Raw genomic sequence first — 12,313 nt, 5'->3', positions numbered from 1 at the left:
CACCCCTCGCGGGGCCCGGACGGCGGTCCTCGGGCGGGCGCGGTCAGCCGTGCAGGCGGCGCAGGACCCGGAAGGCGGCGAACACGGCGAGGGCGGCGAGGGCGAGCAGGATGCCGGTCTCGACGAGCTGGAGGGGCCAGTAGTGGGAGGCGGGGTGAACCTCGGCGAACGGGGTCACCCCGCCCCGGTCGCGCATGCAGGTGTCGAAGCCCTTCGCCGACCCGTCGTGGTAGCAGTCCCGCCAGTACACCTTGGTGCCCGACGCCGTGAGCTTGCCGCCTTCCAGGTGCCAGTCGCCGTCACGCAGCACCCCGGGCCCCTCGCCCTGGCGTAGGACGGCGGGCCACAGCAGGTACCGCCGTGTGCCGAGGCCGACGCCCACCGCCGCGAGCACGAGCGCGGCCAGGGACATGGACAGCAGGGTGCGGCGGACGAGCACCGCGCACAGCGCCCCGACCGCCACGGCCAGCAGCGCGTAGCCGAGGATGGCGGGCCCGGTTCCGGGGAAGACTCCGGGGCCGTACCAGTTGGTCAGGTGCACGTACGGGTATCCCCGCAGCGCCCACAGCCCCCAGCGGTAGACGGCGATCAGCGCCGTCAGGCCGACGACGGCCAGTGCGGTGGGCACGGCCAGCCGGGCGGCGAGCCAGTGTGCGGGGGAGACCGACTGCGCCCAGGCCAGCCGGAAGGTGCCGCTCTCCAGTTCGCGGGCGATCAGCGGGCCGGCGACGAAGACGCCGATGAGCCCCGCCAGCAGGAGCAGCACCGTGCCGCCTTCGGAAAGGAATACCTCGGTGGACGTACGGGCGTAGCTGGGCTGATAGACGGAGCCGCCGCACGGCGTGATGTCGCCGTCCGCGCACAGCTCCTTCGCGGAGGCCATCCAGATGCGGAGGGCGACGACGATGCCGACGCCGACGACCAGCAGGGCGGCTGCCGCCCAGAGGGCCTTGCGGTGCACCCGCAGCACCACCCGCACGGGCCCCCGCAGGGTGGCCCGGGCGGGAGCGGCCGTGACCGCGTCGGGCTTCGGAGGTGTCAGCGTGCTCATGCGGCCGCCACCTCCGTACGGGCTGCGCCCGGGCCGACGCTCGCGCTCGGCGTCAGCAGCGGCGGGGCGTCCGGGGAGCGGAGGTGGGCGAGCAGCAGCTCCTCCAGGGACGGTTCCGTGACGGCCCAGGCGGTGGTGTCCACGGGGCCCTCCTTCCTGACGAGCGCGGTGAGCTGACGTCCCGTCGTGCGGGATTCGACGACGGTGTGCGGGGAGAGGTCCTGCGTCCGGCCGGTGAGGAGGGCGTGGGCGGAGACGATGTCCTCGGCCTCGCCGCCGAGCCGGACGCGCCCGCCGTCGACGAACAGGAGGTAGTCGCAGGCGCCCTCCAGCTCGGTGAGGATGTGCGAGGACATCACGATGCTGGTGCCGTGCTCGGCGGTCTCCGCCATCAGGACGCCCATCAGCTCGTGCCGGGCGAGGGGGTCGAGATCGGCCATCGGCTCGTCCAGCAGCATCAGTTCGGGCCGCTTGCCGAGTGCGAGCGCCAGGGCGAGGCGGGTGCGCTGCCCGCCGGAGAGGGTGCGGACACGGGCCTCGCGCGGCAGCGGTCCGGCGATCCGGTCAGCGGTGGCGCGGTCCCAGCGCCCGGGGTTCAGCTCGGACCCGGCCCACAGCGTGTCGGCGACGGTGAGCTGCGGGTACAGCGGCTTGTCCTGGGAGACGAAGGCGACGCGGTCGCGTACGTCGCCGGGGGCGGTGGAGCCGACGACGGTGAGGGACCCGGCGCTGGGGCGGTCCAGCCCGGCCGCCAGGTTCAGCAGGGTCGACTTGCCCGCGCCGTTGGGCCCGACGAGGGCGCAGACGCGGCCGGCGGGCAGCCGGAACGAGCAGTCGTGCAGGGCGCGGTGGCCGCCGTCCCCGCGCCCGTAGGTCCTTCCGAGGCCGTGTGCCTCGATCGCGACGCCGGTCATCGTTCCTCGTCCCCCTTGTGCTCGTACGTGCTGTCCAGTACGGCGGTGAAGAGCGCGCCGACGTCGTCCTTCTCCAGGCCGGCCGCCCGCGCCCGGCGGGCCCAGTCGGCGAGTTCGGTGCGCAGCGGCGCGTCGGCTGCGGTCGCGTCGGCCGCGCCGCCCAGCGTGCCCAGCGTCCTGCGGACGAAGGTGCCGAGCCCGCGGCGGGCCTCGACGAGGCCTTCGCGCTCCAGCTCGCGGTAGGCCTTGAGGACCGTGTTCGGGTTGATCGCGGTGGCCTCCACGACCTCGCGGGCGGTCGGCAGCCGGTCGCCAGGTTCGAGCACGCCCAGACGCAGGGCCTGCTTCGTCTGCTGGACGATCTGGAGGTAGGTGGCGACGCCGCTGCGCCGGTCGATGCGGAACTCGACCGCTGCGGATTCGGATGTCATGCGCTGCACCACCCTTTCACTAATTGAGTAGTGAAAGGGTGGTGCAAAGAAGGGGCGGCGTCAAGTGACGCCGCCCCGGCCATGTCTGACGGAGGGTTCAGGACTCCGTGCGGTACATCAGGTCCACCTCGTGCGTGGTGAAGCCCATGCGCTCGTACACCGTCACGGCCGCCGTGTTGTCCGCGTCCACGTAGAGCATCGCGGTGGGCAGCGCCTCGGCGGCCAGGTGGTGCAGGCCGATCGAGGTCAGCGCCTTGCCGAGGCCGCCGCCCTGGGCCTCGGGCAGGACGCCGACCACGTACACCTCGCCGAGCCGTTCCTCGGCGTGCACCTTCGTCCAGTGGAAGCCGACGATCTCCCCGTCCCGCTCGGCCAGGAAGAAGCCCTTCGGGTCGAACCAGGGCTCCGCCTTGCGGTCGTCCAGGTCCTGCTGGGTCAGGGACCCCTGCTCGGGGTGGTGGGCGAAGGCGGCGCGGTTCACGGCGAGCCAGGCGGCGTCGTCACGGCCCGGCTCGAAGGTCCGTACGGTGACGCCTTCGGGCAGCACCGGCTCCGCGAGGTCGAGCGGGACCAGGCTCCGCCGGAGCTGGCGCAGTTCGCGGAAGAGGGAGAGGCCGAGGACCTGGGCCAGGTGGCGGGCGGCGGAGCTGCCGCCGTGCGCCCAGACCCGCAGCCGCTTGCCGGTCGCGGCGAGGAGAGCCGCGCCGAGCGCCCGGCCGTGCCCGGTGCCGCGTCGGTCGGGGTGGACGACCAGCTCGGCGGCCGGGGCCTCGACCGGGTCGGTGTCCTCGAGTTGGGCGTACCCGGTGAGCGTGCCGTCGACGGTGAGGAGGAAGTGCCGTACGCCGTCGCGGTGGCCGCCCCGGATCCGTAGCCTGCCCTGCTCGGAGACCGCCTGCCGGCCGTCCGACCGGGCGGCCTCGGCGAGCAGGGCGAGGACGGCGTCGGCCTGCGCGGAGTCGAGTGCGTCGAGGGCGTGGACCTCGCGTCCGGGAGCGGGGAGGGGTGCGTCAGTCGTCATGCCTCCGAGCGTACGGCGACGGGCGTGCCCGGCGGGGGCGCGACGGGGTGGCGGTGCTGCGGACCGGGCGGAAGCCGGGCCGTGCGCGGGCCCGGGCGGCGGGAGGCCAGGCACCCTCGGGCGGGGGCGGGCGGAGGGCGGTCAGGCGTCCTTGGGCGGAGGGCGGAGGGCGGAGGTCAGGCGTCCTCGGGCGGGGGCGGTCAGGCGTCCTCGGGCGGAGGCGTGGCGTTGAGGACGTGGTCCGCGATGCGGGAGAGGTCCTCCGCGCTGGGCAGCAGTTCTCGTACGCCTTCGGGGAGCCCGGCGTACGTGCTGACGGCCAGCGGGGTGTTGTACCCGCGCAGGGCGTACTCCACCATGGCCCGGTCCCGGCTCTCGGCGATCAGGATGCCGAGCGTGGGCCCGTCCCGCTCCTTGTCCCTGACCAGGTCGTCCACCACCGAGACGTAGAACCCGAGCTGCCCGAAGTGCTCGGCCCGCGCCTTACGGGTCTTCAGTTCCAGCACGACGTAGCAGTGGAGCTTGCAGTGGTAGAAGAGGAGATCGACGCGGTACTCGGAGTCGCCGACCACGATCGGGTACTGACGCCCGACGAAGGCGAACCCGACGCCCAGTTCGGTCAGGAACCGCACGAGGTTGTCGACGAGCGCGTCCTCCAGGTCGCGCTCCGCCGGCCGGCCCGTGAGTTCGGTGAAGTCGAGGCGGTAGGGGTCCTTGAGGATCTGCCGCACGGCGTCGGACTTCCCGGGCAGGCTGACGTCGAAGTTGTTCGCGGCGGCGCCTTCGGCGAGGTGCAGCTGCCGGTGGATCACCGATTCCAGATGGGTGCGCGACCAGCCGTGGTGGACGGCGTGCTGGGCGTAGAAGTCCCGCTCGAAACGGGTCGCGCACTTGCCCATGATGAGGACGACGTGGCCCCAGGGCAATTGCGCAACGGTCTGTTGCGCAATTGAGTCGGGCCAGATCCTGGCCATCTGCTGCATGTACTGAAGGTTGCGCGTGCTGAATCCCCGTTGCTGCGGGAACTCCGTCCGCAGCTCGGTGGCGATCCGCTCGATGACCTTCGTGCCCCACCGCTCCCCGCGCTGGCGCTCCAGGATGGTCCGCCCGATCTCCCAGTACATCCGGAGCATCTCGGTGTTGACCTTGAGCTGCGCCCGGACATGGGAGCCGCGGACGATCGTCTTGAGGTCGTCGACCATGTCGAGGAAGCCGTCGGGAAGTCCGGCGGGGAGGTCGGCGGGGAGGTCGGCCGACGGATGCTGTTGCTGTTGGCCCGGCACCTTCGCCGTGGTCGTGAGTTCGTTCTCCATGGCGTACAGGTTTCCGGCAGAGATGTGTGCTGTGACGTTTCTGCCCGCATATGTAAGCCGTACGGGTGTACTGAGCGCCTGAGCGAACGTTCCTGACAAGCCATTTGGCCGGATGGCAACCAGTCCGTAACCCCGAACATCTGTTGCGCTACGCGCGTTGACTCTAGGCTGCGGCACGCAGGATCCCAGACGTGACACCAGCGACACGACTGCCACCACCGACAGCACTGACACACAAGGGGACCGATGTCAGCGACTCCGCAGAAGAACCGTGCGGCCCGGCGGGTGCTCGCCGCCGCGGCCGGTCTGGCCACCGTGGGCGCGCTCGTCGCCGCGATGCCGGCCGGCGCCCATGACCGGGGCAACGGGCACGGGAACGGCCACGGCCACGGTCACGGCCACGCGTCCCGGACCGTCGACGTGCAGTTGCTGTCGTTCAACGACCTGCACGGCAACCTGGAGCCCCCGGCGGGCTCGGCGGGCAACGTCACCAAGACCCACCCCGATGGCACGGTCGAGGCGATCCCGGCCGGGGGCGTCGAGTACCTGGCGACCTCGCTGCGCACCGCGCGCAAGGGCAACCCGTACTCCGTCACGGCGGCCGGCGGCGACATGGTCGGCGCGAGCCCGCTGCTGTCGGGTCTCTTCCACGACGAGCCGACGGTCGAGGCGCTGAACGGCCTCGACCTGGACGTCTCGGCGGTCGGCAACCACGAGTTCGACGAGGGCGCGACCGAGCTGGCCCGTCTCCAGAACGGCGGCTGCCACCCGGTCGAGGGCTGCTACGAGCCGGGCAAGGAGTTCGAGGGGGCGGACTTCCCCTACCTCGCGGCCAACGTGACCGAGGAGAAGACCGGCAAGCCGCTGCTGAAGCCGTACACGGTCTGGAAGAAGAACGGCGTCAAGATCGGCTTTATCGGGGTGACCCTGGAGGGCACGCCGGACATCGTCACGGCCAACGGCGTCAAGGGCCTCGCTTTTCACGACGAGGTCGAGACGATCAACAAGTACGCCCGCGAGCTGGACCGCAAGGGCGTCAAGTCCATCGTCGCGCTGATCCACGAGGGCGGGGCCCCGGCCTCCACCTCGTACAACTACGACTGCGACAGCCCCGGCGCGGGCGACGGCATCTCCGGCCCGATCGTCGACATCGCCAAGGGCATCACGCCGAAGGTGGACGCCCTGGTCACGGGCCACACCCACCAGGCGTACGTGTGCACGGTCCCGGACCCGTCGGGCAAGCCGCGCACGGTCACCTCGGCCTCGTCGTTCGGCAAGCTGTACACGGACACCACGCTCACCTACGACCGCCGCACCAAGGACATCGTCCGTACGTCGGTGAAGTCGGCGAACCACGTCGTGACCCGGGACCAGCCCAAGGCCGCCGACATGACGCGCCTGATCGACCGCTGGAACAAGCTGGCCGCCCCGATCGCGGGCAGGCCGCAGGGCTGGATCAGCGCCGACATCAACGGCCGCGGCTCCACCGCCCCCGAGAAGCCGCTCGGCAACCTCATCGCCGACGCCCAGCTCGAAGGCCTCGCCCCGGCCGACAAGGGCGGCGCGGAAGTCGCGTTCATGAACCCGGGCGGCATCCGCGCGGACCTGGTGCACAAGGCCTCCGGCAGTGAGGGCGACGGGGTCGTCACCTACGGCGAGGCGTTCACCGTGCAGCCGTTCACCAACATGATGAACGTCGTCGACCTGACCGGCGCGCAGCTGGTCACCGCCCTCCAGCAGCAGGTCAGCGGCGCCAACGAGGCCGGCCCGAAGATCCTCCAGGTCTCCAGGGGCCTCACGTACACCCTCGACCTGACGAAGTCCGGCGCGGACCGCGTGGTCGCCGACAGCATCAAGCTGAACGGTGAGGCGATCGACCCGGCGCGCACCTACCGCGTGGCGATGAACGAGTTCCTCGCGGGCGGCGGCGACGGCTTCCCGGCCCTCGGCCAGGGCACGAACAAGCTGGTCGGCGCGTCCGATCTGGACCTGTTCAACGCCTACCTGGCGGCCCACTCCACGGCTTCCACCCCGCTGGCCCCGCCGGCGACGGACCGGATCACGGTCATCCGGTAGTCGTCTTGTGACGGGGGGAGGGGCGGCGGGCCTGCGGGCCCGCCGCCGGTCCCCTCGGCGGAGGCCTGGGGGCACGTCAGGGCCTGAACAGCGACGTCAGGCCGGTCACCTGGCCCGCGTCGTCGACGACCAGGTCGTACCCGACGCCGTCGGAGAACGCGGGGTCGAGCCGGTTGATCAGGGTGACCAGCTCGGCGGGGGAGTACGGGAGCAGCTCGGCGCGGCTGGTGCCGGCGACCTCGTCGCGGACCGGGACCGCCAGCAGTACCCGGCTGTTCCCGGCCATGGGCACCGTCGTGAAGGGGCCCGTGCCCGGGGTGATCTCCCAGGTGTCGAACTGGGTGTTGATCTTCTTTTCGGCGGTTCGCACGGACAGATAGGCGCGTCCGTCGCTGATCCAGGCCTTGCTGATGTTGACGAACGGCTCGGTGCCGGCGAAGGGGGCGGTGCCGGCCGCCGCCGAGGTGTCCTTGGAGGCTGCCGGGGCTGCCGGGGCTGCCGGGGCTGCCGGTGCGGAGGACGGGGCGGCGGCGTCGGTGGACTTCCTGTCGGCGTCCGTGCGGAAGCCGGTCTTGTCGGCTCGCGAGGGCGGTGTGCTCTTCTCGTCGCTCGCGGCGGGAGGAGCGGGCTTGTCGCCGGCCCCGGGCCGAGCGTCCTCCGCCGCGTCCGTCGTGTCCGTCGTGTCGTCGGCCGCAGAGGACGAAGCCGGCTTGGCGGCTGCGGAGGGGGCCATCTGGTCGGCGGACTTCTGACCGCAGCCGGTCAGAACAAGGGTGCTGAGAGCGATAGCGGTGAGCCAGCCTCTGGCGGAGTGACGGCGAAAAGCGTTCATGGTCAACTGCTCCTATTGGTCAGTGTGTTGCGGTTACACACTCTCTACGCCCCACCTGTCTCCCCGGGTTGCACTCGCATCAGATTATTTTTTTCTTCTGCATTTCACGCGCGTGCCGCCACCGAATGGCGAATATCCCGGCAGCCGAGAAGGCTGACGGGTCTCGTGGGGGTGTCTGGGTTTCTGGGTGGCTGTTAAGCCTGGTCAGGGGCTCACTTGGCGGTCAGCCAATAAGCTTCCCGAAGCGACACCACGCGGCCTTCGCTGTCGTAATCGATGGCGAACACCCACTGCGGACCGGTGCTGAGCCGGTCCACCAATTCGTTTACCCTCATGTCCCCCGCTTCTCCGCCGTTCACATGTTTGACTTCGACCGGAGTCTCCGGTTTCAGGGTCGTTCTATGCACCACTCCAGTGCGTGTGACAGAACCCCTTCCGGAGCGGACCTGCGCCACGGTGACCCGAACCGCATGACCCTCCAGTGCCACCGCGTCGTAAACGAAACCGAGTTCACTGGCGTATTCCTCCCCCGGTGCGGGCGTCGGGGCCACGAACGGGGAGGCGCTCGCCGCTGCTGTCGGCTTCGCGGCGGACGGTGCCGCCTCCGGTCCGAGCCGGGCCGCCGACAGGCCCCCCACGACCAGAGCCGCGGCCATCACCACACCGCCCGACGCCCGAGCCGCCCGCTTGCGCCGACGGCGCCGATCGCCGCGCGCTCGGACCTGCTCCGCGGCCTGCGGTGCGGCGTGGCGCCGGCCCGAGGCGGCGAGGCCGGCGAGCCGGACCTCCAGGTCGGTTTCATCGGCCATGCCGCACCTCCGCCGCGGTCCCCGGCAGATTCCGGCGTGGCGGGCGCGCCCGGCTCACGGCTTGTACAGCGACAGCAACTTGGTGACCCGGCCCTCTCCGTCGAAGCTCAGGTCGAACCCGGCGCCCTCACGGATGCGGGGCTCCAACTGCGTGATCAGGTCGACGAGTTCGGCCTGGGAGGTCGACACGGGTTCACCGCCCCCGACCTCCGGGGTGCGGTCGCCGCGCACCGGCACGGTCAGCATCACCCGGGCATCCTTCGCCAGGGTCACCGTGGTGTGTTTCCCCGTACCGGGAATGATCTCCCACGTGTCGAACTGGGTGTTCACCTTCTTCTCGGCGAGCCGTACCGACAGCTTGGTCAGCCCGTCCTCGGCCCAGGCCCTGTCGATCGTCACGAACTGCTTGGTACCGGCGAACGGGGCCTCGGCCGCCGGCTCGGTGGCCGGTGCGGCGGCCGACTCGGTGGCCGTCGCTCCCACGGGGGAGGGGGAGGCGGAGTCCTCGGTCGTCCCGCCGCAGCCGGTCAGGACCAGGGCGCCGAGGACGACAGCGGTGAGCAGGCGCGACGTTGCCTGGAGGCGTGCAGCGTGCATGGTCGACGTACTCCTGAAGGCCGGCGTGGGCGGGTTACACGGTCTCTACGCCCCACACCGCACCCCGGGTTGCATCCGGGCCGGAACTATTTTCCCGACCGGAGCTGAACGCCGTCCGGACCGGCACGAAGGTCACTCCACGGACGTCGCCCCATGGACGTCACCCCTCGGACGTCACCCACTGATGTCACTCCACGGACAGCCAGTGTGCTTCCCGCAGCGACTGGACCCGGCCTTCGGCGTCGTAGTCGAGGGCGAAGACCCACTGCGGCCCGGCCCGCAGCCGGCCCACGACATCTTCCAGCCGCTTGTCCCCGGGTTCCCCTCCGGTCAGGCGCTCCACCTCGACCGGTGTCACCGCCGGCAGGGTCAGCTCGTGCACCACGCCGGTGGGCACGGCGGCCCCCTCCTCGTCGCGAAGCTGCTGGACGGTGACCCGGACCCTGCCCCCGTCCAGCTCCACCGCGTCGTACACGTAACCGAGTTCGCTGGCGTACTCCTCGCCCGGTGCGGGCGTCGGGGCCACGAACCGCGGAGCGCTCGCGGACGGGCTCGGAGCCGCGGCGGGCGGCGCCGAATCCGGCAGCCCGGCCCGGACCAGCGTGAGGCCCCCCACGACCACGGCGGCGGCCAGCAGCACGCCGCCCGAGGCCCGGGCCGCCCGCTTGCGACGCCGACGCCGGTCCCCGCGTGCCCGGATCTGCTCGGCGGCCAGCGGCATGGCGCCCTGCCGTCCGTCGTCGGCGAGGTCGGCGAGCCGCTCGTGCAAGCCGGACTCCTCAACCACGTTCCACCTCCGAAACCCGGGCCGCTCGCGGATCCAGCTCAGTATCGGCCAGAATCCTCGCCAGCGCGGCACGCCCCCGGCTCAGCTGCGCCTTGACCGTACCGACAGGCGCGTTGGTCTCCTCGGCGACCTGCTTCACTTCGAGATCGCACAGGTGATGGAGCACGATGACCCGTCGCTGCGCCGCGGGGATCTGCTTCAACGCCGCGACCAGCAGCACATGGTGATCGTCCGGCGGCGGCACGTCCGGGGGCGGACCCTGCCGCTTCGCGAAGGTGAGGGAGGTACGCACCCGCCGCCACCGGCTGACCGCCAGGCGGTAGGCCACCGTACGCACCCACGCCTCCGGCGCACCGTCCTTGTCCAGTGCGGTCCGGCGCTCCCAGGCCCGTACGAAGGCTTCCTGGACCACGTCCTGCGCCTCGGCACGGTCACCGATCATGGCGTACAGCTGGCCGATGAGCCGTCCCACGCTTCCGGCGTAAAAGGCATCGAACGCCTGCTCGTCCATCCCCACCTGGTCTTTGGAGGTCGCACACGTGAGGTCGCGCACGTGAGGGCGCATACAGTTGAGGCCGCACACAGTTGAGCCGCACACAGTTTCGGCCATGCGAACCCTGCCACCCGGCACTCGTGCGACGCAAGGAGCCGGGGTGATGGATGTGCTGTGCGGACCTGACGTGGCGTGGCCGGGACCTGTCCGGCCTTCTCCGGCCGCGCTATCGCGTGATCTCCTCCGGGGAGGCGACGACGACCCCGTACAGGTCGCCGATGGTGGCCAGCGCGCCGTGGTGCACCTGACGGGCGTCGAGGTCGGTCCCGGCGACGGGCAGGGACCGGGTCGCGCAGGCGTCGGCGACGACCGTGGGGCGGTTGCCGCGCAGGAACGCGCCCTGTGCCGTGAACGCCACGCACATGTGGGTCATCCAGCCGGCGATGATCACGTCCTGGCCCTCGGGGACGTGCTCGCCCAGGTCGGTGCCGTGGAAGGAGTCCGGGGCCTGCTTGACGACGACGGTCTCGCCGTCGGCCGGGGTGAGGGCGGGGTGGATCTGTCCGATCTCGGCCCGGATGTCGTACGGGGTTCCCTCGTCGCCGTCGTTGATGACATGCACGACCTTCGTCCCCGCCTCGCGGGCCCGGGCCAGCAGGCGCGCGGCGGCATCCAGCGAGTCCTGCCACCCGTCGAGTTCCATCACGCCGCGGGTGTAGGTGTTCTGGTAGTCGACCAGGATCAGCGTGGAGCCGGTGAGCACGGCCGGGGTCGCGTCGAAGCCGTTGAGCTCGCGCAGGGTGGTTCGGGACATGGGTGTACCGCCTCGGTGTTATGCGTCGGGGAGGGATGCGCTCGGGTGCCGAGCCGTTTCCGACGCTAGGGCCCGGCCAGGGGTGTCCGCAATGACGTCTAACATGCAGATACCGACATACGTCTCCGGTGGCGGCCGCTGCCGGGATACCGCTGATCAGGGAGTGGCCGGGCATGGGCATCGCCGGACGGCTCGTCGTCATCGTCCTCTTCGAGGGCGTCGACCTGCTCGACGTCACCGGGCCCCCGGAGGTGTTCTCGCTCGCCCGCCGCGAGTCCGACGACGCGGCCGGATACGAGGTCGTCCTGGCCGCCGGGTCCAGGGACCCCGTCACCACCGGGGCCGGGGTCCGCATCCTCCCCGATCTCACCTTCGACGAGGTGGCCGGGCGGAGCATCGACACCCTCATCGTCCCTGGCTCGGTGGAGATCGACAGCGAGCGCCGGGTGCACGCCCTCGTCGACCCCGGGCTGGTGGAGCGGGTCAGGGAACTCGCCGCCCGCACCCGGCGGGTCACCTCCGTCTGCGTCGGAGCGCATCTGCTGGCCGCCGCCGGGCTGCTCGACGGCAAGCGCGCCACCACCCACTGGTCGACCGCGCGCCAACTCGCCGCCGAACACCCGGAGATCGAGGTCGACGCCGACCCGATCTTCATCCGCGAGGGCGACGTCTGGACCGGGGCCGGGATCAGCGCCTGCCTCGATCTGTCCCTCGCCCTGGTCGCGGACGACCTCGGCGAGGCCGTCGCCCTGCGTGTCGCCCGTCAGCTCGTGATGTACCTGAAGCGGCAGAGCGGGCAGAGCCAGTTCAGCGTTCCGCTGGAGCAGATCTCGGCGACGCGACGGGTCGAGGACCTCCGCCACCACATCCTGCGCAACCTCGGCCGCCGGCTCACCGTCGCGGACCTCGCGGCGTACGCCCATGTCAGCGACCGTCACCTGACCCGGATCTTCAAGACCGAGCTCGGTACGACCCCGTACGCCTACATCGAGTCCGTACGGGTCGAGAAGGCCCGTAACGAGCTGGAGACCTCCGATGCCACTCTCGAACGCATCGCGTCCGTCTGCGGGTTCGGCACGGTGGACACCCTGGTACGCGCCTTCCGGCGGCGGCTGAACGCGACGCCGACGGAGTACCGGCTGAGGTTCCGATCCTCGCACACGGTCTGAGCGCCG

At 71.3% G+C, this 12,313-nt stretch carries 13 protein-coding genes; 2 read left to right on the top strand and 11 right to left on the bottom strand.

Translation table 11 applies throughout. The annotated features are described in order from the left end of the window. Positions 1-43: 43 nt before the first annotated feature. The 5 genes from PSQ21_RS14865 to PSQ21_RS14845 form a co-directional block, all read right to left on the bottom strand. Positions 44-1,051, bottom strand: coding sequence for an ABC transporter permease (locus tag PSQ21_RS14865; RefSeq protein WP_274030985.1), 1,008 nt, complete (start codon positions 1,049-1,051; stop codon positions 44-46). Next, complete coding sequence (locus tag PSQ21_RS14860; protein WP_274030984.1) at positions 1,048-1,965, bottom strand: ABC transporter ATP-binding protein; 918 nt, start codon at positions 1,963-1,965, stop codon at positions 1,048-1,050. The genes PSQ21_RS14865 and PSQ21_RS14860 overlap by 4 nt, the downstream gene beginning before the upstream one ends. Then, complete coding sequence (locus tag PSQ21_RS14855; RefSeq protein WP_274030982.1) at positions 1,962-2,396, bottom strand: GntR family transcriptional regulator; 435 nt, start codon at positions 2,394-2,396, stop codon at positions 1,962-1,964. Before PSQ21_RS14855 ends, PSQ21_RS14860 begins: the two co-directional genes overlap by 4 nt. A gap of 97 nt (positions 2,397-2,493) precedes the next feature. Then, a complete protein-coding gene (gene mshD, locus PSQ21_RS14850; protein ID WP_274030981.1) occupies positions 2,494-3,417 on the bottom strand; it encodes a mycothiol synthase in 924 nt (307 codons plus the stop codon). 200 nt (positions 3,418-3,617) lie between these two features. Further along, positions 3,618-4,730 (bottom strand): PDDEXK nuclease domain-containing protein, encoded by a 1,113-nt coding sequence (locus PSQ21_RS14845; protein ID WP_274030980.1) that lies wholly within the window; start codon positions 4,728-4,730, stop codon positions 3,618-3,620. Between the two features lie 246 nt (positions 4,731-4,976). On the opposite strand from PSQ21_RS14845, the gene PSQ21_RS14840 reads away from it, so the two are divergent. Next, complete coding sequence (locus PSQ21_RS14840) at positions 4,977-6,806, top strand: bifunctional metallophosphatase/5'-nucleotidase (RefSeq protein WP_274030979.1); 1,830 nt, start codon at positions 4,977-4,979, stop codon at positions 6,804-6,806. Between the two features lie 76 nt (positions 6,807-6,882). Here the strand turns inward: PSQ21_RS14840 and PSQ21_RS14835 are convergent, their stop codons facing one another. The 6 genes from PSQ21_RS14835 to PSQ21_RS14810 form a co-directional block, all read right to left on the bottom strand. Continuing rightward, entirely contained in the window at positions 6,883-7,638 is a 756-nt protein-coding gene (locus PSQ21_RS14835) for a hypothetical protein (RefSeq protein ID WP_274030978.1), read from the bottom strand. Positions 7,639-7,850: 212 nt separating this feature from the next. Then, the gene (locus tag PSQ21_RS14830; RefSeq protein WP_274030977.1) at positions 7,851-8,447 is read right to left on the bottom strand and encodes a hypothetical protein; all 597 of its coding nucleotides are present in this window, start codon (positions 8,445-8,447) and stop codon (positions 7,851-7,853) included. Positions 8,448-8,501: 54 nt separating this feature from the next. Then, positions 8,502-9,044 (bottom strand): hypothetical protein, encoded by a 543-nt coding sequence (locus PSQ21_RS14825; RefSeq protein WP_274030976.1) that lies wholly within the window; start codon positions 9,042-9,044, stop codon positions 8,502-8,504. Between the two features lie 187 nt (positions 9,045-9,231). Continuing rightward, positions 9,232-9,813: a hypothetical protein gene (locus tag PSQ21_RS14820; protein WP_274030975.1), complete on the bottom strand. Its 582-nt coding sequence runs from the start codon at positions 9,811-9,813 to the stop codon at positions 9,232-9,234. Between the two features lie 10 nt (positions 9,814-9,823). After that, positions 9,824-10,342, bottom strand: coding sequence for a SigE family RNA polymerase sigma factor (locus PSQ21_RS14815; RefSeq protein ID WP_274030974.1), 519 nt, complete (start codon positions 10,340-10,342; stop codon positions 9,824-9,826). 208 nt (positions 10,343-10,550) lie between these two features. Further along, on the bottom strand, positions 10,551-11,138 hold the full coding sequence (locus tag PSQ21_RS14810) for an isochorismatase family protein (protein WP_274030972.1): 588 nt from the start codon (positions 11,136-11,138) through the stop codon (positions 10,551-10,553). Between the two features lie 173 nt (positions 11,139-11,311). Here PSQ21_RS14810 and PSQ21_RS14805 point away from each other — a divergent pair, with 173 nt between their 5' ends. Further along, positions 11,312-12,307, top strand: coding sequence for a GlxA family transcriptional regulator (locus PSQ21_RS14805; RefSeq protein WP_274030971.1), 996 nt, complete (start codon positions 11,312-11,314; stop codon positions 12,305-12,307). Positions 12,308-12,313: the final 6 nt, after the last annotated feature.

Origin of the sequence: Streptomyces sp. MMBL 11-1 (genome assembly GCF_028622875.1) — a bacterium.
Classification (GTDB): Bacteria; Actinomycetota; Actinomycetes; order Streptomycetales; family Streptomycetaceae; genus Streptomyces.
Note: the sequence above shows the minus strand (reverse complement) of the source record. Positions and strands in the feature narration are given on the sequence as shown.

Bases quoted from the DNA above. Each gene is read 5' to 3' on its own strand.
- PSQ21_RS14865 (WP_274030985.1), bottom strand. From the start codon at position 1,051: ATGAGCACGCTGACACCTCCGAAGCCCGACGCGGTCACGGCCGCTCCC.
- PSQ21_RS14860 (WP_274030984.1), bottom strand. From the start codon at position 1,965: ATGACCGGCGTCGCGATCGAGGCACACGGCCTCGGAAGGACCTACGGG.
- PSQ21_RS14855 (WP_274030982.1), bottom strand. From the start codon at position 2,396: ATGACATCCGAATCCGCAGCGGTCGAGTTCCGCATCGACCGGCGCAGC.
- mshD (WP_274030981.1), bottom strand. From the start codon at position 3,417: ATGACGACTGACGCACCCCTCCCCGCTCCCGGACGCGAGGTCCACGCC.
- PSQ21_RS14845 (WP_274030980.1), bottom strand. From the start codon at position 4,730: ATGGAGAACGAACTCACGACCACGGCGAAGGTGCCGGGCCAACAGCAA.
- PSQ21_RS14840 (WP_274030979.1), top strand. From the start codon at position 4,977: ATGTCAGCGACTCCGCAGAAGAACCGTGCGGCCCGGCGGGTGCTCGCC.
- PSQ21_RS14835 (WP_274030978.1), bottom strand. From the start codon at position 7,638: ATGAACGCTTTTCGCCGTCACTCCGCCAGAGGCTGGCTCACCGCTATC.
- PSQ21_RS14830 (WP_274030977.1), bottom strand. From the start codon at position 8,447: ATGGCCGATGAAACCGACCTGGAGGTCCGGCTCGCCGGCCTCGCCGCC.
- PSQ21_RS14825 (WP_274030976.1), bottom strand. From the start codon at position 9,044: ATGCACGCTGCACGCCTCCAGGCAACGTCGCGCCTGCTCACCGCTGTC.
- PSQ21_RS14815 (WP_274030974.1), bottom strand. From the start codon at position 10,342: ATGGACGAGCAGGCGTTCGATGCCTTTTACGCCGGAAGCGTGGGACGG.
- PSQ21_RS14810 (WP_274030972.1), bottom strand. From the start codon at position 11,138: ATGTCCCGAACCACCCTGCGCGAGCTCAACGGCTTCGACGCGACCCCG.
- PSQ21_RS14805 (WP_274030971.1), top strand. From the start codon at position 11,312: ATGGGCATCGCCGGACGGCTCGTCGTCATCGTCCTCTTCGAGGGCGTC.